Raw genomic sequence first — 22,263 nt, 5'->3', positions numbered from 1 at the left:
GTGCCTTTGGTATCAAGCCACTTCGGGAAGAATCTGCGATGTGTAGCGATGCTTCAACGAGCGGTTCAGGCGTGGATCGTACAGCTCCATCTCGAAGACTGTCGATGGGCGGATGCCGCCGATGGCCGCGACGGTGCCGCAGGTCATCGCGGTGCCGTCCGCGAAGGTGCTCTGGCCGCTGGCCTTCAGGTAGCCCTCGATCAGTTCGCGCGGTGGACGCAGTGTGGACAGCGAACCCTCCTGGTAGAGCACGCGCTTGCCGTCCTCCTCGATCCAGGAGCGCACGACGAGCTCGTCCCAGTGGCCCTCGACTTCCGCGAGCTCCCAGGCCTCGCTGCCTGCGGGCTTGGCGCAGACCTGCTTGGACAGGGCGACGCTGTAGGCCTCGAGCTTGCGGTCGGTGTGGTCGGACGAAATACCGACGAAGAGCTTGCCCTCGGCGGCGAACACCAGCGCTTCGATCTCGCCGGAGGAGTGAGGGCCGACGACCTGGATCTCTGCATCCTGGACCATCTGGTTCTGGCCGATGCGGTAGAACAGCGGCACGCTGCTCGGGCGCGGCACGCCGAGCTCGGCCAGTTCCTCGATGTGGTGTTCGATGGCGGCGATGTCGCGGCCTGCCCAGCCCGCCACGACCAGGGTGTGCACGTCGAGCGAGAGTGGGCGGGTTGCGCCGGAAGCATGGATGTTGAATTGAGCTTGCATGGGAAGAAAGAGCTTGAATATTTGATTAACCGAAGGCGGTGGGCAGCCACAGCGCGAGGCCGGGCACGAGCGCCAGGAGCAGCAGCATCACGAACATGGCGGCAACGAACGGCAGCGAGCCGACGATGACGGCGTTCATCGAGCCGGATTTGCGCAGGCTCTGGACCACGAACAGGTTCAGGCCCACGGGTGGGGTGATGAGGGCGGCTTCCACCAGGATGATGATCACGATGCCGAGCCAGATGGGGTCGTAGCCCAGCGCGATCATGATGGGCGCGACGATCGGGATCGTGGTGATCATCATCGACAGCGTTTCCATGAAGCACCCGAGCACGAGGTAGAAGATCACCAGCACCAGCAGCATCCAGCCGGGCGAGAGGCCCAGGCCGGTGATGGAGTCGGTGATGGCCGAGGTCAGTCCCGTGGCCGACATCACGAAGTTCAGGAAACCCGCGGCGATGACGATCAGCATGATCATCGCGGTGGAACGCATCGTGCCCTCGACGCACTCGCGCAGCATGTTCCACGAGAGCTTGCGGAACCAGGCAGCGAGGATCAGCGCGCCCAGCACGCCGAGCGCAGCCGCCTCGGTGGGCGTGGCAAGGCCTGCGTAGATCGAGCCGACGACGAGCAGGAAGATGACGAGCGGAGGGCCGAGATGGATCAGGCTCCTGAAGCGCTCGCCCCAGGTTGCACGGATCTTCTGGCCGCCCCACTGGGGCTTGACCAGGCAGGCGATCACGATCGTCAGGATGAACAGTCCCGCCATGGCGAAGCCGGGGATGATGCCCGCCAGGTACAGCTTGGGAACGGACGAGTTCGTGAGCACGCCGTAGATCACCAGGTTGATCGATGGCGGGATCAGGATGCCCAGCGTGCCACCGGCCGCCAGCGAGCCGAGGAACAGCGGTTCGTTGTAGCCGTAGCGCTTGATTTGCGGGAGCGCCACGGTGCCGACGGTGGCCGCTGTCGCCACGCTGGAGCCCGAGGTGGCGGAGAACAGCGTCGAGGCTCCGATGTTCGCGTGCATCAGGCCGCCCGGCAGCCACGACAGCCACAGGCTCATCGAACCGTACATCTTCTCGGCAAAGCCCGCGCGCAGCAGCACTTCGCCCAGCATGATGAACAGCGGGATCGCCACCAGCAGGAATTCGTTGTTGGCGCTCCAGGACAGCTCGCCCAGGGCGCGCGAGAGCGGCAGCATGGAGAACAGCGGATCGAGCGTGAGGCCCAGCACGCCAAGTGCCGCGCCCACGGGAATGCTCAGCCCGATGAGGACGAGCAGCAGAATGAGTGTGGTGGCGATCATGCGCGTGCTCCCTGGCGTTCGGCGTCGATGAGGCGTGCGCCCGAGGCGGCTTCCTCGTCGGCTTCTTCCTGTGCCGAGCGAACGCCGCACAGTGCCTTCACGGCCTCGATGTCACCGGTGACGATGGCGGTCGATGCGCGCACGAGCATCAGCGCGAGCACGACGCACATCCAGACGAGGCCGACGAACCACAGCCCCTGCGGAATCCACAGCGGGGTGGCCAGCGTGGTGTTGGCCGCGGACTTCTGCACCCAGGATGCGGCGACCACGTCCATGGCGTACCACGTCAGGTAGGTCATGAACACGCCGAGCGCGACCAGCGAAATCCAGTCGAGCACGGCGGACAGGCGCAGCGGGAGCATCTGGTAGAGCACGTCCACGCGCACGTTGGCGCGCTGCAGCGTGGCGAAGGCAAGCGACCAGGAGGTGCTGATCGCGAACGCGTAGCTCGAGAGCTCGTCCGCTCCGCCGGTGTTGAAGCCGAGGAACTTGCGCGCGAGCACGTCAAAGGAGATCAGCAGCACGCTGGCGAGCGTCAGGGCGCCGCCGGCCCAGACGGCGACGCGCGAGAGTGCGTTCGCCCAGCGCAGCGGCGCCCAGGAAAGAGGTGAGGGTGGGGTCATGACTCCGGTCCCGAAAAAAGTGCGGCGGGAGGAACCGCCGCGTTCAAATCAAGCAATGGCAGGGAAGCTGCGGATCACTTCTTGGCGGTGAGGCCGACGACCTTGCCGACGGTGGTGTTGAAGTCCGTCACGCATTGCGCGCTGCAGCGCGCGGCCCACTTGGGCAGCACCGATTCAGCCAGCACCTTCTTCAGCAGCGCGCGGTCGGCGTCGCTCGGCTGCACCAGCACCATCTTGCCCTTCACGGGCTGCGTGCAGGCGGCTGCGCCGGTGTTGCAGTCGTATCCCTCCTGGGTCTGCTTGCCTGCGGCGGACCAGATGTCGTCCACCATGGTCTTGAACTGGGCGGTGATGAGCTGCTGAACCTTGGGGTTCAGCTTGTCCCATGCCTTCTGGTTGACGGCGTGGATCTGCTGGTTCCAGTTCACGGGCAGCGCGTACAGGTGCGTGGACACCTCATACCACTTCGCCGAGTAGCCGGAGAGCGAGCCCGTGATGGCGCAGTCGACCACCTTGTTCTGCAGCGCCGGCACCACTTCGCCGAAGGCCATGGTGACGCTGGAGCCGCCGAGCGCCTCGACGAATTCGGCCTGCGTGCGGCTGCTGGTGCGCACCTTCTTGCCCTTGACGTCGGCAAGGCCCTTCATGTCCGCATTGCAGAACAGCACTTGGGCAGGGTAGGTGGACATGCCCAGCACCTTGATGCCGGACTGCGCATAGAACTTGGCGTACATCGGCTCGAACGAGTCGGTCACGGCACGGGCGGTCTTCACGTCGGGGGCGAGGCCGGCGAGGTCGATGGCTTCGTTGATGGGGTTGTCGGCCGCGAAGTAGGCGAGGGTGGAGGTTCCGAACTCGATCACGCCCTGCGACATCAGGCGGATGATCTCGGGGCCCTTGAGTCCCATCTCATTGAATCCCTTGATGTCGGCCGTCACCTTGCCGCCCGAGGCCTTCGGGATGGTGGTGGTCCAGAACGGCTTTTCGAACTCGTTGTAGAGGCTCAGGTTGCTCAGGCCGCCCACCACCTTCAGCTTGGTGGCAGGGTAGTCCTGCGCGTGGCCGAGGGGTGCGACGACCGCGCTGGCGGCGAGAACTGCGAGGGGAAGAAGGCGTTTCATGACGGTTCCTTTCGAGTAAGTGACAAGCTGCACCCGGGAAAACCTCCGTGTGCGCCGGATCGACGCCTGCGGAGGCCCCCTCGTTCGTGCCTGGGGATGGATTGTGGCAATACGGTGAAATTTCACATCAGTATTAACGCTACATCATGCGAATTTCATGCCAGCTTTCGCGGGCATCTGGGCTATGATCCGGAGCATGTTCTGTTGATCGAGATCCGGAGTTGTTGTGTTGGGGAGCCCGCTGAGTTCAGATGTGAGAGATGAGCCGTCCCTTGAGGCGGTATCCGGCTTGTCGCAGAACGAGCTTGCCTATACCAAGCTGAAGGACCGCGTGACCACGCTGGTCTACAAGCCCGGCGAATACCTGAACACCGCCACACTGATGGCCGATCTTGCGCTGGGCCGCACGCCGCTCAACCACGCGCTGCATCGACTGGCCACCGAGGGGCTGGTGCAGATCATTCCGCGCAAGGGGGTCATGGTCGCGCCGCTGTCCATCGACGATGCGCTTCACATGATCGACGTGCGCGTGGTCAACGAGTGCCTGTGCGCCAGGCTGGCGTCGCAGCGCATCACGCAGGCCGAGGTGCGACAGCTCGCGCTGACCGCCGAGGCCTTCGACAATGCAGTGGCTGCGCGCGATGTGGCGCAGATGATGAATTGCGACCGGGAATTCCACGAGCAGATCGCCGATGCCTCGCGCAATCCCGTGCTGATCGAGGTGCTGCGCGTGCTGCATGCCCGCTCGCAGCGTTTCTGGGCGATCTCCCTTTCCACCTCGGGCCACGTGAGCGAAGTGCACGACGAGCACCGCAATATCGTGCAGGCGCTCGCCAGCGGCGATGCGGATGCGGCCGAGGCCATGGTGCGCCACCATATCCTGTCGTTCCGGCAGGCGTTGCTGAGCGAGCGCTGACCCGTGGCGGCCGGCGTGCACTCGAGCGGGGAGCTTCATTGCACCAAGGGTGGGCCGGGCGCACCGGTGTGGAGCACCGACCCGGCCATGCGCCGGGGAAGCTCCGCACGAATAGCGCGATAGGGCGGCATGGATTTACTCTCGATCAACGTCGCCCTCCTCGTGCGCATGGTCTGCACCGGGCTGGTGGTGATCGGCGTGTCCTGGGCCGTGGGGGCCTTTGGCCCGCTGATCGGTGGCGCGCTGGCCGGGCTTCCCATGGTGATGGGGCCCGCTTTCTTCTTCCTGGTCCAGAGTGCATCACCCGGGTTCGTCTCGCTCACCGCCACCTACACATTGATATCGCTCGCAGCCACACAGGCCTTCGTGCTGTGCTACCTGGTGTGTTCGCGCAGGCACCGGCCCCTGGCCTGCCTGGGCCTTGCATTTGCAGCATGGGGTGCGACCGCGGTGGTGTGCCGGTGGCTGCCCGCCTCGCTGTGGCTGGGCGCCGCGCTTTTCGTGGGCGTGACGGCCGGAGCCATCCGCGTGAGCCGGCCGCTGGTGGATGCGCGCGCCGTCGTCAAGGGTCAGGCCGGCTGGTCAACCTTGCTGCTGCGCGGCGCACTGGCCGGAGTGATGGTGGCATCGATCACCACCGCGTCGGGCTGGCTGGGCGCATCGAGCGCCGGTATTTTGCTGGCCTTTCCGATCGGCTACACCGTGATCGCTACCACGATCCACGAGAAGCTCGGCTCGGCCAGCGTGATCGCCACATTGCACGCGGCCCTGATGGGCAGTTGCAGCCTGGCGGCATTCTGCCTGTCGCTTGCGATTCTGGTGGTGCACCTGCCGCCCATGCTGGCGCTGCTGCTGGCCACCGCAGCCTCTGTCAGCACCACGCTTGCGCTGGTCCTGCGGGCGCGCTGGCGCAGGGGCTGAAGGCATTTTCTTGCTGAGGGGCCGCTCGGGCGTTCAACCCCTGGCCGCGAGCCCCAGCCCGGCGAGCACCCACATCAGCGCCAGCACGACGTTGCTCGCGGCAAACAGGGCGAATCGGTGCAGGATGCGGTTGTAGGTGACGTGCACGAGGCTGTGCAGCATGCGCAGCGCCACATAGGCCCATGCCAGACCCACGAGCGGCCACCCCGTGATGCCCGCGGCAAAGCTCAGCACGCACACGGTATAGAACAGCACCGGCATTTCCAGCAGGTTCATGTAGTTGCGATTGACCAGGGCCACGTGCGTGGGCAACTCGCCCGCCTCACCCAGCGCGAACTGCCCGAGACGCGCGACGCGCAGTTGCACGGCGCGCACCCGGCGAAAGGCAAGCAGCAGGATCATGCACAGGGTCCAGCCGGCGAGGGCGAATGCTGGCCAGAGAATGCTGGTCGTGGAGGGGGCGGTCATGCGGATGGCTCCGGTCGGGGAGGGGCTTTGCTTGGTGCGCGCAGTGTGACATGAACCCGCATCGTGCAGGTGTGCTTATGGCATTGGCGCTTCGGGGCGGCTTTTTGTTGCTGAGGTCTTTTTTGGGGTGGGGGCACTCCCGGCCTCCGCCCTCAAACAAGCAAGAAAGCAGAAGTGCTCAACTCAATCGACCATCCCATGGGCAGGCAGCAACTTCAATGTCCCATTCCGGGTGGCTTACAGCAGGCTCAAAGTAAAAAGGGAACGTGTTCTACACGTTCCCTTTGACCTGCCTTCAGCTTCGCTTGGGCTTGACTGACAGGCATAGACCCCAAGGTGGCCTGGCCTGCAAGGAGTTGGGCTGGCTTATTCCGCGCCCACCGCGATACCCTTGAACTCGCCCGTGGCGATGCGCTTTTGCCACTCGGCGGGGCCGGTGATGTGGGCGCTGGTGCCGCCGGCATCGACCGCCACGGTCACGGGCATGTCGACCACGTCGAATTCGTAGATGGCTTCCATGCCCAGGTCTTCGAAGCCCACCACCTTGGCTTGCTTGATGGCCTTGGACACCAGGTAGGCGGCGCCGCCCACGGCCATCAGGTAGGCGCTCTTGTGGTTCTTGATGGCCTCGATGGCGACCGGGCCGCGCTCGGACTTGCCGATCATGGCGATCAGGCCGGTCTGCGACAGCATCATGTCGGTGAACTTGTCCATGCGGGTGGCGGTGGTCGGGCCTGCGGGGCCGACGACTTCGTCACGCACGGGGTCCACGGGGCCGACGTAGTAGATCACGCGGTTGGTGAAGTCCACGGGCAGCTTCTCGCCCTTGGCCAGCATGTCCTGGATGCGCTTGTGCGCCGCATCGCGGCCGGTGAGCATCTTGCCGTTGAGCAGGATGGTGTCGCCGGGCTTCCAGCTGGCCACTTCTTCCTTGGTCAGGGTGTTGAGATCGACGCGCTTGGACTTGTTGTAGTCCGGAGCCCATTCGATCTTGGGCCACAGGTCCAGCGACGGTGCCTCCAGGTACACGGGGCCGGAGCCGTCCATCACGAAGTGGGCGTGGCGGGTGGCCGCGCAGTTGGGAATCATCGCCACGGGCTTGGAGGCCGCGTGCGTGGGGTACATGTTGATCTTGACGTCCAGCACCGTGGTCAGGCCGCCCAGGCCTTGAGCACCGATGCCCAGGGCGTTGACCTTCTCGAACAGCTCCAGGCGCAGTTCCTCGACCTGATCCAGCTTCTCGCCGCGGGCTGCCTTCTGCTGCAGCTCGTACATGTTCAGGTCTTCCATCAGGCTTTCCTTGGCCAGCAGCACGGCCTTCTCTGCGGTGCCGCCGATGCCGATGCCCAGCATGCCCGGGGGGCACCAGCCTGCACCCATGGTGGGAACGGTCTTCAGAACCCAGTCCACGAGGTTGTCGCTGGGGTTCATCATGATCATCTTGGACTTGTTCTCCGAGCCGCCGCCCTTGGCTGCCACGGTCACGTCCAGCTTGTCGCCGGGAACGATCTGCACGTTGATCACGGCAGGGGTGTTGTCCTTGGTGTTCTTGCGGGCGAACTGCGGATCGGCGACCACCGAGGCACGCAGCGTGTTGTCGGGATGGTTGTAGCCGCGGCGCACGCCTTCGTTGATGGCGTCCTCGAGGCCCATGGTGAAGCCGTCCCACTTGACGTCCATGCCCACCTTCAGGAAGACGTTGACGATGCCGGTGTCCTGGCAGATGGGGCGCTGGCCTGTGGCGCTCATCTTGGAGTTGGTCAGGATCTGGGCCATCGCATCCTTGGCCGCCGGGCTCTGCTCGCGCTCATAGGCGCGGGCCAGGTGCTGGATGAAGTCGGGCGTGTGGTAGTAGCTGATGTACTGGAGGGCACCTGCGATCGAGTCGATCAGGTCCTGCTGGCGGATGGAGGTGGTCATCGTGAAGCTTCTCGGGGTTGTGGGGGCGCTCTGGTGGCGCGGGGAAAACCTGCCAATTATCGGCCCTGGCTGAATTCTTGTGCAGGGAAAACCCGAGAAGTCTTCTATATGACTTGGATTGATACCGTATCGTGGAATGCGCGGAGCGCTGTACCGCTGCGGTAACCGGTGAGGATCAAAGAATGGCTTGCAGGCCCTTGCTCCGCACTGAATCCACGTACAGGCGGAGACAGATGGCATCGAACTCGCCCATCGTCACCTTGTCGATGGCGCCTGCGTCGTGCAGCGTGGCCGGATCGCCATGCAGCGATTCAATGAGCTTGTTTGTCGTCACAACGTACCTCCAACAGGACACCGATCTTCAGCTCTCCTGCGGGCAGTTGGTGAAGCCAGCGGCTGCACCGCCAGCCGCATCCCCATGGCCTTGAGAATGGCCGTCAGGCTGTTCAAGGCTGGATTGCCCTTGGGCGAGAGAGTACGGTAGAGCTGCGTTGGATTCAGGTGTGCCTGCTCGGCCACCGCTTGCATGCCGCCGAACGCCTGCGCCATCTGGCGCAGCACAACCAGTAACTCGGCCTGGTCGCCATCGGCCAGAATGACGTTGATGACCTCCAGCGCCAACGCCGGGTCGTTGCGATACAGCTCGGCCATCGCGTCGTCATGGGATCTGCTTTTCATCGTCCAATCTCCGTTGCCAATCCTGCCAGTAGCCCACCGCACGGTGGATGTCCGCCTCTTGTGAGCGCTTGTCGCCGCCGCACAGCAGCAGCACCAAGCGCTGGCCCGCCTGACCGTAATACACGCGGTAGCCCGGCCCCACGTCGATGCGCAGCTCCCACACGCCATCGCGGCAGAACTTGTGGTCGCCAAAGTTGCCTTGCTCAAGACGGGCTACGCGCCTAATGACCGCCACCTTGGCCTGCATGTCCCGCAAGCGCTGCAGCCAGTCAATGTAGAGATCCTTCTGCCCTTCGGCCGTCAGGTAGTGCTCAATGCGGTACATGGTTATTTTCGTTTATTGACGAATAAAGAGCAAATTGGCCTGTTTGACTTCGTCTTCACGCCAGCGCCTGTGCTGCCGCCGTGCCCTGGTGATCACCTTGCGCCGGCTGGCCACGAGCTCGGCTGCTTTGCGAACCGAACCGGCTTGTCTTCGGTATGAACGTAGCGCATGAACATCGGCACGGTCTTGTTCGCCGTCAGTGCCATCCCCGCCTTGGCTTGACAGCGTGTATTCTTGTGCGTGCAGCAGTACTCTGAAGGTGGATGATGGATCGCACAACCCTCTTGCTTCGGACGTCACGGCTGTTTTTGTTGAGGGAATGAACAATGAAAAGGGCACCCGAAGGTGCCCCCAGAGACGCTGCTGCGGCGTATTACTTCTTGCCGGCACCCATGTTCAGCAGATTCATCTTCTGGCCGTTGACGATCACGTCGCCCGGCTTCTGGTCGGACTTGCAGGGGCCGAGCCACTTGGCGACCATGGTCGTCTTGCTGCTCGAAATGCCGGCCATCGGCGGGTTGAAGGTCGAGTCGGAGGTCATGGTGTATTCCTTCTCGAAGTCGCCCGATATCACGCTCTTGGACTCGAGCTTGGATGGTCCCATCTGGCAGATGGAATGGCCGACGTACTTGTTGCCTTCCTTGGTGCTGTCGTTCTTGTCGCATTTCATGCCGGCCGCCATGCCCGCGCCCATCTGCTGCAGCGTCTTGTCGCTGGCGGTATCGACGCACTGCTGCATCACCTGTTCGGGGTTCTTGGTCGTTCCGGTGGTGCCGTTGGTGGTGATCTGCCACAGTCCGGCCTTGCGGGTGGGGTACTCCAGCGCGGAGGCACCGAACGAGGCCGTGAGCATCACGATGCCTGCGAGGGTGGCGTGCAAGGCAAGGGGACGGTTGAAGCTGCGCATATTCATTCTCTCCTGATGGTGATGGCAGGAGCGGTCGCCGACGCGTTCCCCTCCTTCCTGTGTCTGCCTGATGTGCGACCGGGCCATTATTTCGGGCTTGCGTTGCATGCGAGCGGTTGAGGCGGTGGAAATCGTAACGATAGATTTCAGCCATGGCATCTCCGGTGCATCCCGAAGAGCTGCGGGCCCGGGCCCAGTGCCTTGCCTGTCGCGCCATCATGGTCTCTGTGCCCTCGGCTAGCATGGAGACGATTTGCCGCAGCCGCGCTGGCGATGCGCGGCATTTCCTTTTCGATTTTCCGGCGGAATGCACCAGCCAATGGTCCCGGCATGCCGATTGCGCCATGCCCCGCGAGCCACGTGTGCCGCCTTTGTATGTGCTCACATTCAAGGAGTTTTCGCATGACGACTGCTGTTCGGCAGGAGAAAGACACATTCGGCCCCATCGATGTTCCCGCAGACAAGCTGTGGGGCGCGCAGACGCAGCGCTCGATCCAGAATTTCAACATCAGTGGCGAGCATCAGCCGCGCGAGATCATTCTCGCGCTGGCGCAGGTGAAGATGGCGTCCGCCGCAGTCAATCAGCAGCTCGGCCTGCTCGATGAAAAGAAATCGAAGGCCATCGTCGCGGCCGCGCAGGAAGTGCTTGCGGGCAAGCATCCGGGCGAATTCCCGCTGGTGGTCTGGCAGACCGGCTCGGGCACGCAGACCAACATGAACGTCAACGAGGTGCTGGCCAACCGCGCGAGCGAGCTGCTCGGCGGCGAGCGCGGCGAGTCGCGCCTGGTGCACCCCAACGACGACGTGAACAAGAGCCAGTCGAGCAACGACGTCTATCCCACGGCCATGCATGTGGCCGCGGTGACGGCGCTCGAGTCGCACCTGCTGCCTGCCATTGCGCGCCTGCACCGTACGCTCAAGGCCAAGAGCGAGGCCTTCGCCGACATCGTGAAGATCGGCCGAACCCATCTGCAGGATGCCACGCCGCTCACGCTGGGACAGGAGATCTCGGGCTGGGTCGCGCAACTGGAACATGGCGAGAAGCACATCCGGGCCGCGCTGCCGCACCTGTATGAACTCGCGCTCGGCGGCACGGCCGTGGGCACGGGCCTGAATGCTCCCAAGGGCTATGCGGAAGGCGTGGCGGCGGAGCTGGCGAGGATCACCGGCTACCCGTTCATCACCTCGCCCAACAAGTTCGAATCGCTGGCAAGCTGCGACGGCATGGTGCATGCGCATGGGGCGCTCAAGACGCTGGCCGCCAGCCTCATGAAGATCGCCAACGACGTGCGCTGGCTCGCCAGCGGCCCGCGCAGCGGCCTGGGCGAGATCTCGATTCCGGAGAACGAGCCCGGCTCGTCCATCATGCCCGGCAAGGTCAACCCCACGCAGTGCGAAGCCATGACCATGCTGTGCGCTCAGGTCTTCGGCAACGATGTGGCCATCAACTTCGGTGGTGCCTCGGGCAACTTCGAGCTCAACGTGTTCCGTCCGCTCGTGGCGCACAACTTCCTGCAGAGCGTGCGCCTTCTGGCCGATGGCATGGTGAGCTTCGACGAGCACTGCGCCGTCGGTATCGAGCCCAACCGCGAACGCATCGCCGAATTGGTGGACCGCTCGCTCATGCTGGTGACGGCGTTGAACACGCACATCGGCTACGACAAGGCGGCCTACATCGCCAAGAAGGCCCACAAGGAAGGCACGAGCCTGCGCGATGCCGCGGTGGCAAGCGGCCATGTGACCGGCGAGCAGTTCGACCAATGGGTGGTGCCGGGCCGCATGGTCGGTAACCTGTAAGCATCCAGGGGGCGAATGCGCCCCCTTGGATCACAGCGGCTCGCGGTTCGAGATCAGCGTGAAGCCGTCCTTGCCGGGGGGCTCGAAAGCGAACCCCACGCCGTAGACGGAGCGAATCCAGTCGTGGCCGCTGCGATCGGCGGTGCGCAGCTTCTTGCGCAGGTTCTTGATGTGGCTGTCCACCGAGCGCTCGTTGAGATCCTGGGTGTCCTCGTCGTAGGCCATTTCCAGGATCTGGGCGCGCGACAGGATGCGGTCGCGGTGCTGGATCAGCGTCTGCAGCAGGCGGTACTCGCGGTGGGTCAGCGGCACGGGCTTGCCATAGAGAGTGACCTGCGAGAGGTTGTCGTCGAGTTGCAGCTCGCCCGTGTCCACGGGCGCATTCGACGCGCCGGGCCCCCGGCGGCGCAGCACGGTCTTGACTCGAGCCACCACTTCGCGCGGCGAGAAGGGCTTGCAGATGTAGTCGTCCGCACCCAGTTCCAGGCCGATGAGGCGATCGACCTCCTCGACACGGGCGGTGACGAGGATGACGGGGATGTCGCCCACGCGCCGCGTCTGGCGCAGCACTTCCAGTCCGTCGATGCCCGGCAGCATCACGTCCAGCACCGCGAGGTCGGGCGGGTTCGGGCCCAGCAGGCGGTCGAGAGCCGCCTGTCCGTCGCCTACATGCTCGGGTTGGTAGCCCGCGTGCCGCAGGTAGTCGAGCAACACGTTGCCGATGTCGACCTCGTCCTCGACGATGAGAATTCTCTGGTTGTTGTTCATGGTGTCATTTCTCCAGCAATGGCAGCGCTAGCGTGATGCGCAGTCCTCCCAGGGGTGAGTGATCGGCCTCGATCTTGCCGCCGTGCGCCTGCACAATGGAGCGGCAGATCGCAAGGCCCAGGCCCGAGCCGCCCAGGTCGCCCGATGCCCTGCGGCGCGAAGACTCCGTGCGGTACAGCCGCTCGAAGAGGTGGGGCAGTTCCTGGGGCGTGACGCCGGGCTTGGTGTCGTCGAACAGGATCTGAAGGTGCTGCTCGCCCGCACGCTCCCGCGTGGCGTTGGCGGTGATCTGCAGGTGGCCGCCACGGTCGGTATAGCGCAGGCTGTTTTCCAGCAGGTTGAGGAACACGCGCTGCAACTGCTGAGCGTTGCCGCGGATGCGCGGCGACGTGCCGGCATGGCTCCACTCCTGCGGCAGCTTCACGCGCACTTCCACGCCTGCCTGATCGAAGCGGGTCTGCAGGGCGGTCACTGCTTCGTTCAATTGCGAGATCGGTTGCATGGACTCCATGGGGGCCGGCACGATGCTGGTGGAGTCGACGCTCTCGCGCAGGTCGCCCACCAGCTGGATCAGTCGCATGAGCTGGCGGTGCAGGCGGGCTGCGGTCTGGTCGTCGAACTGGCGAATGCCGTCCTGCACGGCTTCTATTTCGGCGCGCATCGCGGCCAGCGGCGTGCGCAGCTCATGGGCCATGTCGCCGATCCATTGGCGGCGCGTGGTCTCCATGTTGTCGAGCTGCTGCGCCATGTCGTTGAAGGTATGGATCAGGCGCGAGAACTCCTCGCTGTCGCCCTGTTCCGGAACGCGGGTCTGCAGGTGCCCGGCTGCGAGGTTGCGCGCACCGTCCACCAGCGCGCCGATGGGGCGCAGCCAGCGGCTGGCGATCCAGGCGGACAGCAGCAGCGCGAGCAGCAGGCCGGCCGCCCCGGTCCAGATCACGAAGCCGAGTTGCTTGCCGAGAAACGCGCGGTCCGCTTCCCGCTCGAGGCCCTCGGGCGGGTTCATCACCAGGTAGCCGATGGCCCGTCCGCCGTTGTCCTTGAGGGTGGTCTTGGCATGGCCGGGAACGGGGGCCGTGCCAGCGATGAGTTCGTCCTTGGCGTCGAGCAGCCCGAGCCGCCGCGCCAGGCCGTCCGATGGCCTGCCCGTGGGCGGCGGGGGCGGCATGGATGCCGGGTCGTCCGGAATGAAGGGGTTCTTTGCGCCCGGAAAGAGCGAACTGCCGCCGGGGCGCGTATCGCCTGTGTTCGTCTCCGGCTGCACGTTCATGAGTGGGCGGCGGATGGCGCGCCACAGTGCGGGATAGTCCTTGATCGGCTTCCAGCTGCCACTCTGCTGGTACACGCTCTGCAGCCGGTAGGCCAGCCAGTCCATGCGCGCCAGTTCGATCTCGGCCACGTAGGGGCCCAGTCCGCGCTGCAGGCCCAGGCGCGAGAAGCCGATGAACAGGGCCATCATGACCGCCAGCAGGATGGTGAGGGCGATAAAGGCTTTGGTCTGAAGCGAAAGTCGGCGCATGTGAGGGGCCAGATCCTGTGGGAAGCGGTAACAGCTTCACATGCTAAGGCCTCGCTACGGAAGAGGCCGGAGAAAATGGGCCGGCCGGGGAGCCATTCGCCCATTTGTCTGCTCAATTCGCCATTTCTGTGTGATTTGTTAGCAACCCGTAGCAAATGAGGTCACTTTGTGGCGACCTTCGCTGCGTTGCCGGCGGCCGTCGCCTCGGCGATCCAGCCGTCGAAGGTCCTCTGGTGCGCCTTGATCCAGGCGTCCACATGGCGCTCCACGTCGGCGGCCTTGTTCTGCCCGTCGTGCATCAGCCGGTTCTGCGTGCTGATGTCGTTGATGGGGATGCTCATGTTCGCGAACAGGTGCGCGGCGGCCGGGTGCTTCCCGGCCCATGCCCTGTTGGCCACGATGTACTCGTTGTTGAGCGGGAAGCCGTAGTTCCTGCCGTTAGGCAACTGCGTGTCGGTGCCTGCCTGCACGCCGGGCATCGACGAGAACGGAACCTCGAGCCACACGACTTCCTGGCCGGGCCGCAGCACGTTGCTGAGCCAGAACGGCGTCCATGCGTAATACAGCACGGGCTTGCCCTGCTTGAAGCGCGCGAGCGTGTCGGCAATCAGTGCGGGATAGTTGCCCTGCGTGTAGCTCACTGTGTCCTTGAGCTTGAACACATCGAGCTGATGCCAGACCACGGCCTCGCCGCCCCAGCCGGCATTCGGGCCGACGAGGTTGGCCTTGCCGTCGCCATCCGAGTCGAAGAGTTTTGCCAGCTTGGGGTCGGCCAGTTGCGCGATGCTGGTGATGCCGTACCGGTCGGCCGTCTTCTTGTCGATCATGTAGCCCTGCGCCGCGCCGGACGCATACACGCCCTTGCGGTACAGCTTCGCGTCGCCGCCGGCCGCCTTGTAGAACTCGGCATGATGCGGGTTCCAGTGATTGGCCATGAAGGTGGCATCTCCGTTGGCCACGGCGATATGGGCCAGCGGGTACTCCAGTTCCTCATAGGGCTTGACGGTGTAGCCGAGCTTCTCCAGTGCCCGCATCACCAGCAGCGTCTGGAAGGTTTCCTCGGCCAGGTTGCTTTTCACGGGCGTGACGGTGACGCCCGTGCCCGGCAGGTCGGACGCGGCAGCCATGGCGGTCGCCGTGCCGAGCCCGAATGCGATGGCGCTCACGCACAGGAATCGTTGGAGGATCTGGCGTCGGTTGCGGGATGTGTTCATTGTCTTGGTCATCCGGGTGGAGTCTCCTTGTCAGCGTTGGATGAGTGAAAGGGCGGCGAAGTGCGGTGAAGGACGCCGCCACAAAGCGTCGCGCCGCGCCGGCGAGGATCACCGGCGCGGCGCGAGGGGATGTTTTCTGCGGCGGCCAGGAGCTCCCGTACCGGCCGCAGGCAGACAGGAAGGTCAGGGCTTGGCTGCCGCCATGGCCTGATCGATCCAGCCGTCGAACAGCTTCTGGTGTGCGCCGATCCAGGCATTGGTGTGGCGTTCGATGTCGGCCTGGGAGTTCTGGCCCTGGCTCATCAGGAAGTTCTGTGCGTTGATGTCGCCCACCGGCAGCTTGACGACCTCGAAGAACTTGGCAGCGGCCGGGTTCTTCTCGGCCCATGCGCGGTTCGCGACGATCTGCTGGTGGTTGGCGATGAAGCCGTAGTTCTTGCCATTGGCCAGCTTGGTGTCGGTGCCCGACTGCTCGCCGGGAAGGGCGGAGAAGGGCACTTCGAGCCACACCACGTCCTTGCCGGGCTTGAGCACGTTGCTCACCCAGTAGGGCGTCCAGGTGTAGTACAGGATGGGCTTGCCGGCCTTGTAGCGCGTGATGGTGTCGGCGATCAGGGCCGAGTACGTGCCTTGCTTGTGCGTGACGGTGTCGCGCAGCTTGTAGGCGGTGAGCTGGTGCTCGATCATCGCCTCGCAGCCCCAGCCCGGAGTGCAGCCGGTGAGATCGGCCTTGCCATCGCCATCGGCGTCGAACAGTGCGGCGATCTTCGGGTCCTTGAGCTGGCCGATGTTGGTGATCTTGTGTTCGTCGGCGGTCTTCTTGTCGATCAGGTAGCCCTGCGCGGCGTTGGCCGAGAAGATGCCCTTGCGATACAGCTTCGCATCTCCGCCGGCATTCTTGTAGTAGTCGGCATGCAGCGGATTCCAGTGGTCGGCCATGAAGGTGGCGTCGCCGTTGGCAAGCGCGATGTGGGCGGTGGGGTACTCCACTTCCTTGATCTGCTGCACGTCGTAGCCCAGCTTCTCGAGGCCCTTCATCACCAGCAGCGTCTGGAAGGTTTCCTCTGCGATCGAGCTCTTGAGCGGCTGCACCTTCACGCCCTTGCCGGGCAGGTCGGCAGCGAAGCCCGCCGTACCCGCCGCGGCGAGCGCTGCGGCCACGATGCCGGTGCGCAGGGCGCGGGTGAGCGGGGTGCCGCTTGAGGTGGCGTTGAATGGCATGCGTTGTTCTCCTTGATGTGGTGGTTGTGTGTCTTCACGTCCTCTCCGGCAGGGCAGGAGAGGACCGATGGGGGGATCGGGCAGGTCCGGCGCCCTCAGGCGAGCCTGGCCTTCGTTTCGACTACGGCGTCTTCCTGTCGCGGTGCCTGTACAGGCTTGCTGCGCAGCATGCGCCGCACGAGGCCGACCGGCCCGGTGTGCCACCAATGGACACCGCCGCGCTTGGGCTCACCCATGGCCTGCGTGATGCGATCGAGCACGATGGCGAGCAGCACAATGCCCAGTCCGCCAACCGTCGCGAGACCCATGTCGAGGCGGCCGATACCGCGCAGCACCATCTGGCCGAGACCGCCCACGGCGATCATCGAGGCGATCACCACCATCGACAGCGACAGCATCAACGCCTGGTTGATGCCGGCCATGATCGATGGCATTGCGAGCGGCAGTTGCACCTTCCACAGCAGTTGCATGGGAGATGCGCCGTATGCGCGGCTGGCTTCGATCAGGTCGGGTCGCACCTGGCGGATGCCCAGGTTGGTGAGCCGGATCAGCGGCGGCAGCGCGAACACGATGGTCACGATCACGCCGGGCACGTTGCCGATGCCGAACAGCATCACCACAGGCACCAGGTACACGAAAGCGGGCGTGGTCTGCATGGCGTCGAGGAACGGGCGGGTGATGCGCTGCGCACGGTCGCTTGAAGCCAGCGCAATGCCGGCGGGAAGGCCGATGACGACACAGAACAGCAGCGAGGTGAGCACCAGCGCCAGCGTCACCATGGCATCGGGCCAGATGCCGAGCATGGCAACGGCGAGCAGCGACACGGCGGTGCCGATGGCCAGCGCGCGGCCGGCGAACTGCCATGCGAACAGCGCAATGATGGCGATGAGCACGGGCCATGGCACTGCAAGCAGCGCATCCGTCACGCCGTTGAGCGTGGCATCGATGGGCATGCGAACGCCCTGGAAGAACGGACGGAAATGATCGACCACCCATGTCAGGCCGTCGTTGATCCAGCCCTGAACATGCTGTCCGCTGGACGTGACCTGGTGCCACAGCTGGGCGATGCCGCCGTCGTCCGTCGGCACCGAAATCCCCTGGGCTCCGTTCGCCGCGGCATCCAGCCAGTCGGAGCCTGCACCCGGATCCGCTGCGCTCGCCGAGCTCCAGGGGTCCGCATCGACGGCGGGGGCATTGGCTGCCGCGCTGTCGGCCCACGGGTCGACGGAGGCTGCAGCGGCTGCGTCCGCTGCCTGCTGCGCCGTATCGACCGGTGTGCTTTCCGTGGCGGCTGCCCACGGATCGATCGCGGTGCTGCTGCTGTCCGTCATGTTCTGTGCGACTGTGATTTTTTCACTCATGTTCTCGGCCTCCTTATGGTTGTGGCGCGGCATGGGTCGCAGGGGCCGGCGTGTTCAGTGTGATCGTGGGAATTTCCTTCTGCGGAGGCGGCACGGGAGGGGTGTCGCGGTCCAGGAACTTCAGCATCGTGGTGCGGCTGACGACGCCCAGGTACTTGCCGTCGTCGTCCACCACCGGCAATGCGAAGGGACTCGCGGCCACGGGGCCGAACAGTTCGGCCACTGGTGTGGTGCTGGCCAGTGGCTGCACACCGGGAATGAAGGCGTGCTTCAGGCCCAGCATGCCCTGGTGGCCCTGCAGGGCGTCACGCAGCGACTGCGAGGACACCACGCCGAGGAAACGCTTGCGGGCATTCAACACATAGGCGTAATCGCGGTCGGAGTCCTCGAGAAGGCGCAGCGCCGAGCGGCAGCCGCGGTCCTCGTGTTCCGACACCACGGTGAGCGCCTGGCGCGCGATGTCGGCCGCCTTGAACACGGCAGCCGCATCCACACCGCGCACGAAGTCGCGCACATAGTCATTGGCGGGGTTGCGCAGGATCTCGTCGGGCGTGCCCACCTGCACCACATGGCCGTCCTTCATGATGGCGATGTGGTCGCCGATGCGCATGGCCTCGTCCAGATCGTGGGAGATGAAGACGATGGTGCGGCGCTTGATCTGCTGCAGGCGCAGCAGCTCGGATTGCATCTCGGTGCGGATGATCGGGTCGAGTGCGGAGAACGCCTCGTCCATCAGCAGGATCGATGGATCGGAGGCCAGGGCCCGCGCCAGCCCGACGCGCTGCTGCATGCCGCCGGAGAGTTCGTCGGGGTAGCTCTGGCCCCAGGCTCCCAGGCCCACTTGCTCGAGCGCCTCCTGTGCCGCGCGCTGTCGCTCGGCGCGGTCGATGCCGGAGAGCTCGAGGCCGAACGCGGTGTTGTCCAGCACGTTCATGTGCGGCATCAGCGCGAACGACTGGAACACCATCGAGATGTCCTTGCGGCGCAGTGCGCGCAGGTCCTTGTCGCTGAGCGTGTTGATGTTCTCGCCATCCACCAGGATGCGTCCGGCGGTGGGCTCGATCAGTCGATTGAGCATGCGCACCAGCGTCGACTTGCCCGAACCCGAGAGGCCCATGACGACGAAGATTTCGCCCGCCTCGATGGTGAAGTTGGCGTCGAATACGCCGATGGATTGGCCGGTGCGGGCAAGGATCTCCTGCTTGCTCAGGCCTTGCTGGACGAGCGCGAGCGCAGTCTTCGGCTCGTCGCCGAAGACTTTGAAGACATGATCGATAACTACTTGTTTGGCCACGTTGTGGGTCCTTCCTGGTCAAGGCCCCACTGAAAAATATCCATCGGTCGCCGCACGCAGCCACGAGGGCCTGGCGGCAATGGATATTTTTCAGCATTGCCTTCGGTTGAACTCACCCCGGCCGCCAATGCAGCGGCCAAGGCACGATGGCCGAAGCGTTGGCAACGCGAAAAAGAAAAAGCGTTGCGCGAGAAACCGCAATTCCCTGATGCACTGTGAACCGAAGATGGCGAACGGAACCCGGAAGGCCCCACCATCTCCGGACAGGAGAGGGCGGACACGAGCAATGTGACCTGAGATCGACTCGAATGGCAGTCATGCGTGCTGCGCAAGAGTCTGTGTGCGCCGCAGAAGAGGTCTGGTTGAGGACTTCTGCAATGGCGCCGGCACCATGGACAAGGTCTGCAAGACCTGTGGGTGCCAGAGGCATCAGGGCCGGAACTTCGGCCGAGAGCCGGATATGACGTTCACCGTGTGAACCGCGATCCGACGGGGAAATTCGCCTCGAGGAGACGAATTACCTGCGTTGCAGGTTGTGAAACATTCCGCAATTATAACTATTTAATCTTTAAAAGTCAAAGGTCCGGGGACCAAAAATCTTCGGGTATCTACTTAAAGGTTGTCATCAGGATGTCATCGTGTGACTTCGATGAGGAAGTTGCCGCGTATTGCCGGTATCGCGAATCTGGATGTGCCGATCATGGCTGTTCGCCTCTCTTCTGCCCTGAAAAGTGGCTGGATCGGAGCTTTCCAGGTAGCGGCCGAGCTTCCGTGGCGCTGCAGGGTAAACACCGTCGGTGAGGCGGTTGACTCGTTCTGCGTGATCCCTAGAATGATAAATATGAAATGACGTTCCAATAAATAGAACAATAAACTTCAGCCCGCCCATCAGGCGACCCGCAGTTCAATACATCATCGCCATGAACTCACCTTTTCACGGCATCCGGATCCTGGACTTCACGCGCTTTCTGGCGGGGCCCTACGCCACCCACCAGTTCGCCCTGCAGGGGGCGGAAGTCATCAAGATCGAACCACCCACCGGGGACGATGCGCGCACCACCACCATGCACCGCGACCTGGCCAAGAGCGGGATGGCACCCGCCTTCATGGCGGTCAACAGCAACAAGAAGAGCGTGGTCCTCGATCTCAAGCAGCCGGCCGCCGTCGAGGCTGTCCGCCAGATAGTGAGCGAGGCAGACATCGTGTGGGAGAACTTCCGTCCCGGCGTGATGGACAAGCTGGGCCTCGGATACGAGGTGCTCGCAAGGGTCAACCCGCGGCTCATCTATTGCTCGATCTCCGGCTTTGGCCATACCGGGCCGGAGCGCGCCGCACCGGCTTTCGACGGAAAGATCCAGGCCATGTCGGGCCTCATGTCGATCACGGGCGAACCCGAACACGGCCCCATGCGGGCGGGCTTTGCCCTGTGCGACGTGCTCAGCGGCATGACGGCCGCGTTCGCGGTGGCTGCGGCCCTGTACCAGCGCACGCAGAACGGCCGGGGGCAGCATGTGGATGTGTCCATGCTGGACGCAAGCCTGAGCTTCCTGTCCACGCAGGTGGCCGACTACACCGTCTCGGGCACGCCGCAGCGCCAGGTGGGCAATCTGTCGATGAGCCGCAAGCCGACCGCGGATCGCTTCCGCTGCGGGGACGGCTTCATCGTGCTCGCGGCGCTGACCGAGCCGCAATTCCAGCGGCTGTTCCATGTGCTGGATCGCGAGGACGTGCTGGGCGACGAGCGCTTTGCCGATTGGTTCAGGCGCTATGAGCACCGCAAGGAACTCAGGGAAATCATCGAGTCGGCGTTCGGCACGCGTTCACCCGCCTACTGGGAGCCGCTGCTCAACCAGGCCGATGTGCCCTGTGCGCGCGTGTTCTCGATCGAGGAGATCGTCGAGCACCCGCAACTCCGGTCGCGACGGGCGCTGCAACAGGTGACCTCCAACCTGGGGACGCATGCCATGGTCGGCCCGGGCTTCCACCTGGGGAGCGAGGAGGGCGGGGGCGGCCTGATCCATTCGCCCGCACCGTACCTGGGGCAGCACACCGAGGAGGTGCTGGGCTCCCTCCGGCGTGACCCCGGGGGCCATGCGGCGGCATCGGGCGAACGAAGCGCCTGCCTGCCGACGGGGCGCCCGCCATTGTTTTGATCCACCGTACCTTTCCATTCGAGGAGTCCTGCCCATGCGACACGAGTTCCCGCCTTCGATGATGTCCCGCCGCGAGGCCTTGCGCACGTCGGCGCTCATGGCCCTGGGGGCCACGCTGCTCAGGGATGCATTCGCCCAGGGCGAGTTCGCGGGCAAGCCGGTGCGTGTGATCGTTCCGTTCACGCCGGGCAGCGGCTCGGACACCGCGGCGCGCTTCTTTGGCGAACGCGCGGGCAAGCTGCTGGGCGCGAGCTTCGTGGTGGAAAACAAGCCCGGCGGCAACGGGCTGATCACGATCTCGGCCGTGAAGGGGGCTGCGGCGGACGGCTACACCGTGCTGCTCGGCAACATCTCGCTGATGGTGGTGAATCCCGTCATGCTCAAGGACATTTCCTATGATTCGGTGAACGATTTCGTGCCTGTTGCCGGGCTGTACCGGGGACCGGCAGTGTATGCCGTCTCGCCGGGCTCGCCGATCAGCTCGCTCGAGGACCTGATCGCGCGCTCGAAGCAGGAGACGGTCAGCGTGGGCACCTATTCGCAGGGCTACCAGCTCGGGGCTGCCTACCTGGCGAGCCTTTCGGGCGCGAAGTTCCAGGACATTCCCTACAAGGGGCAGGCACCGCTCATGTCGGACCTGATGGGCGACCAGGTGCAGGCCGCGCTGCTCGACTGGGGCGGGGCTGTCTCCAGCATCAAGGCGGGCAAGATCAGGCCGCTCGCGATCACCAGCGTGGAGCGCCATCATGCCGTTCCGGCGCTCCGGACCGTGCGTGAGTGCGGCTATCCTGAATACGACCATTACAGCTGGGTGGGATTCTTCGTGAAGAAGGGCACGCCCGAGGCCATGCGCCAGACACTGGCGCAGGCGGTGGAAAAGATCAAGCAGACCGAAGAAGCCCGGCGCTTTGCCGACGAGAGCCTGGGCGGTGAGCTCATGCTGCAGACTCCCGCGGAGGTCACGGCGCAGATCCAGCAGCAGATACAGCGGTTCAAAACCATTGCAAGACAGGCCGGCATGGCGCAGGTCTGATGCCAACGAT

Annotated in this window: 21 protein-coding genes and 1 pseudogene; 5 read left to right on the top strand and 17 right to left on the bottom strand. The window is 64.4% G+C overall.

Annotated features, from left to right (window positions below; all coding sequences use genetic code 11):
* Positions 1-12 precede the first annotated feature (12 nt).
* The 4 genes from H9K76_RS16270 to H9K76_RS16255 form a co-directional block, all read right to left on the bottom strand.
* Positions 13-705 carry a DUF2848 domain-containing protein gene (locus tag H9K76_RS16270; RefSeq protein ID WP_187596392.1) on the bottom strand — a complete coding sequence of 231 codons (693 nt, stop codon included), beginning with the start codon at positions 703-705 and terminating at the stop codon, positions 13-15.
* Positions 706-730: 25 nt separating this feature from the next.
* Entirely contained in the window at positions 731-2,014 is a 1,284-nt protein-coding gene (locus H9K76_RS16265; RefSeq protein ID WP_187596391.1) for a TRAP transporter large permease, read from the bottom strand.
* A complete protein-coding gene (locus tag H9K76_RS16260; protein ID WP_187596390.1) occupies positions 2,011-2,637 on the bottom strand; it encodes a TRAP transporter small permease subunit in 627 nt (208 codons plus the stop codon). Before H9K76_RS16260 ends, H9K76_RS16265 begins: the two co-directional genes overlap by 4 nt.
* A gap of 74 nt (positions 2,638-2,711) precedes the next feature.
* A complete protein-coding gene (locus H9K76_RS16255; protein WP_187596389.1) occupies positions 2,712-3,758 on the bottom strand; it encodes a TRAP transporter substrate-binding protein in 1,047 nt (348 codons plus the stop codon).
* Positions 3,759-4,047: 289 nt separating this feature from the next.
* On the opposite strand from H9K76_RS16255, the gene H9K76_RS16250 reads away from it, so the two are divergent.
* Positions 4,048-4,674, top strand: a complete 627-nt coding sequence (locus H9K76_RS16250; RefSeq protein WP_246475067.1) for a GntR family transcriptional regulator — start codon at positions 4,048-4,050, stop codon at positions 4,672-4,674.
* Positions 4,675-4,803: 129 nt separating this feature from the next.
* Complete coding sequence (locus tag H9K76_RS16245; RefSeq protein ID WP_187596387.1) at positions 4,804-5,595, top strand: hypothetical protein; 792 nt, start codon at positions 4,804-4,806, stop codon at positions 5,593-5,595.
* A gap of 33 nt (positions 5,596-5,628) precedes the next feature.
* Here the strand turns inward: H9K76_RS16245 and H9K76_RS16240 are convergent, their stop codons facing one another.
* The 7 genes and pseudogenes from H9K76_RS16240 to H9K76_RS16215 form a co-directional block, all read right to left on the bottom strand.
* On the bottom strand, positions 5,629-6,063 hold the full coding sequence (locus H9K76_RS16240; RefSeq protein ID WP_187596386.1) for an MAPEG family protein: 435 nt from the start codon (positions 6,061-6,063) through the stop codon (positions 5,629-5,631).
* Positions 6,064-6,429: 366 nt separating this feature from the next.
* A complete protein-coding gene (locus H9K76_RS16235; protein WP_187596385.1) occupies positions 6,430-7,983 on the bottom strand; it encodes a fumarate hydratase in 1,554 nt (517 codons plus the stop codon).
* Between the two features lie 175 nt (positions 7,984-8,158).
* A complete protein-coding gene (locus H9K76_RS16230) occupies positions 8,159-8,317 on the bottom strand; it encodes a hypothetical protein (protein WP_246475066.1) in 159 nt (52 codons plus the stop codon).
* Positions 8,314-8,661, bottom strand: coding sequence for a helix-turn-helix domain-containing transcriptional regulator (locus H9K76_RS16225; protein WP_187596384.1), 348 nt, complete (start codon positions 8,659-8,661; stop codon positions 8,314-8,316). Before H9K76_RS16225 ends, H9K76_RS16230 begins: the two co-directional genes overlap by 4 nt.
* Positions 8,642-8,986 (bottom strand): type II toxin-antitoxin system RelE/ParE family toxin, encoded by a 345-nt coding sequence (locus H9K76_RS16220; protein WP_187596383.1) that lies wholly within the window; start codon positions 8,984-8,986, stop codon positions 8,642-8,644. Before H9K76_RS16220 ends, H9K76_RS16225 begins: the two co-directional genes overlap by 20 nt.
* A gap of 12 nt (positions 8,987-8,998) precedes the next feature.
* Positions 8,999-9,201 (bottom strand): annotated as a pseudogene (locus tag H9K76_RS23485) (hypothetical protein); the annotation flags it as partial.
* Positions 9,202-9,359: 158 nt separating this feature from the next.
* The gene (locus H9K76_RS16215) at positions 9,360-9,893 is read right to left on the bottom strand and encodes a DUF3617 domain-containing protein (RefSeq protein ID WP_187596382.1); all 534 of its coding nucleotides are present in this window, start codon (positions 9,891-9,893) and stop codon (positions 9,360-9,362) included.
* Positions 9,894-10,295: 402 nt separating this feature from the next.
* On the opposite strand from H9K76_RS16215, the gene fumC reads away from it, so the two are divergent.
* On the top strand, positions 10,296-11,690 hold the full coding sequence (gene fumC, locus H9K76_RS16210; protein ID WP_187596381.1) for a class II fumarate hydratase: 1,395 nt from the start codon (positions 10,296-10,298) through the stop codon (positions 11,688-11,690).
* 30 nt (positions 11,691-11,720) lie between these two features.
* Here the strand turns inward: fumC and H9K76_RS16205 are convergent, their stop codons facing one another.
* The 6 genes from H9K76_RS16205 to proV all read right to left on the bottom strand — a co-directional run bounded on the left by H9K76_RS16205 (position 11,721) and on the right by proV (position 19,067).
* Positions 11,721-12,458 carry a response regulator gene (locus H9K76_RS16205; protein ID WP_187596380.1) on the bottom strand — a complete coding sequence of 246 codons (738 nt, stop codon included), beginning with the start codon at positions 12,456-12,458 and terminating at the stop codon, positions 11,721-11,723.
* Positions 12,459-12,462: 4 nt separating this feature from the next.
* The gene (locus H9K76_RS16200) at positions 12,463-13,977 is read right to left on the bottom strand and encodes an ATP-binding protein (RefSeq protein ID WP_187596379.1); all 1,515 of its coding nucleotides are present in this window, start codon (positions 13,975-13,977) and stop codon (positions 12,463-12,465) included.
* 161 nt (positions 13,978-14,138) lie between these two features.
* Complete coding sequence (gene proX / locus H9K76_RS16195) at positions 14,139-15,203, bottom strand: glycine betaine/L-proline ABC transporter substrate-binding protein ProX (protein ID WP_187596378.1); 1,065 nt, start codon at positions 15,201-15,203, stop codon at positions 14,139-14,141.
* Between the two features lie 171 nt (positions 15,204-15,374).
* On the bottom strand, positions 15,375-16,412 hold the full coding sequence (gene proX / locus H9K76_RS16190; protein WP_187596377.1) for a glycine betaine/L-proline ABC transporter substrate-binding protein ProX: 1,038 nt from the start codon (positions 16,410-16,412) through the stop codon (positions 15,375-15,377).
* Positions 16,413-16,507: 95 nt separating this feature from the next.
* Positions 16,508-17,743 (bottom strand): glycine betaine/L-proline ABC transporter permease ProW, encoded by a 1,236-nt coding sequence (gene proW / locus H9K76_RS16185; RefSeq protein ID WP_187600681.1) that lies wholly within the window; start codon positions 17,741-17,743, stop codon positions 16,508-16,510.
* A gap of 43 nt (positions 17,744-17,786) precedes the next feature.
* A complete protein-coding gene (gene proV, locus H9K76_RS16180) occupies positions 17,787-19,067 on the bottom strand; it encodes a glycine betaine/L-proline ABC transporter ATP-binding protein ProV (protein ID WP_187596376.1) in 1,281 nt (426 codons plus the stop codon).
* Positions 19,068-19,987: 920 nt separating this feature from the next.
* Here proV and H9K76_RS16175 point away from each other — a divergent pair.
* Positions 19,988-21,220 (top strand): CaiB/BaiF CoA transferase family protein, encoded by a 1,233-nt coding sequence (locus H9K76_RS16175; RefSeq protein ID WP_187596375.1) that lies wholly within the window; start codon positions 19,988-19,990, stop codon positions 21,218-21,220.
* A 34-nt stretch (positions 21,221-21,254) separates the two neighbouring features.
* A complete protein-coding gene (locus tag H9K76_RS16170; protein ID WP_187596374.1) occupies positions 21,255-22,253 on the top strand; it encodes a Bug family tripartite tricarboxylate transporter substrate binding protein in 999 nt (332 codons plus the stop codon).
* Positions 22,254-22,263: the final 10 nt, after the last annotated feature.

It is taken from the genome of Diaphorobacter ruginosibacter (assembly GCF_014395975.1).
Classification (GTDB): Bacteria; Pseudomonadota; Gammaproteobacteria; order Burkholderiales; family Burkholderiaceae_C; genus Diaphorobacter_A; species Diaphorobacter_A ruginosibacter.
Note: the sequence above shows the minus strand (reverse complement) of the source record. Positions and strands in the feature narration are given on the sequence as shown.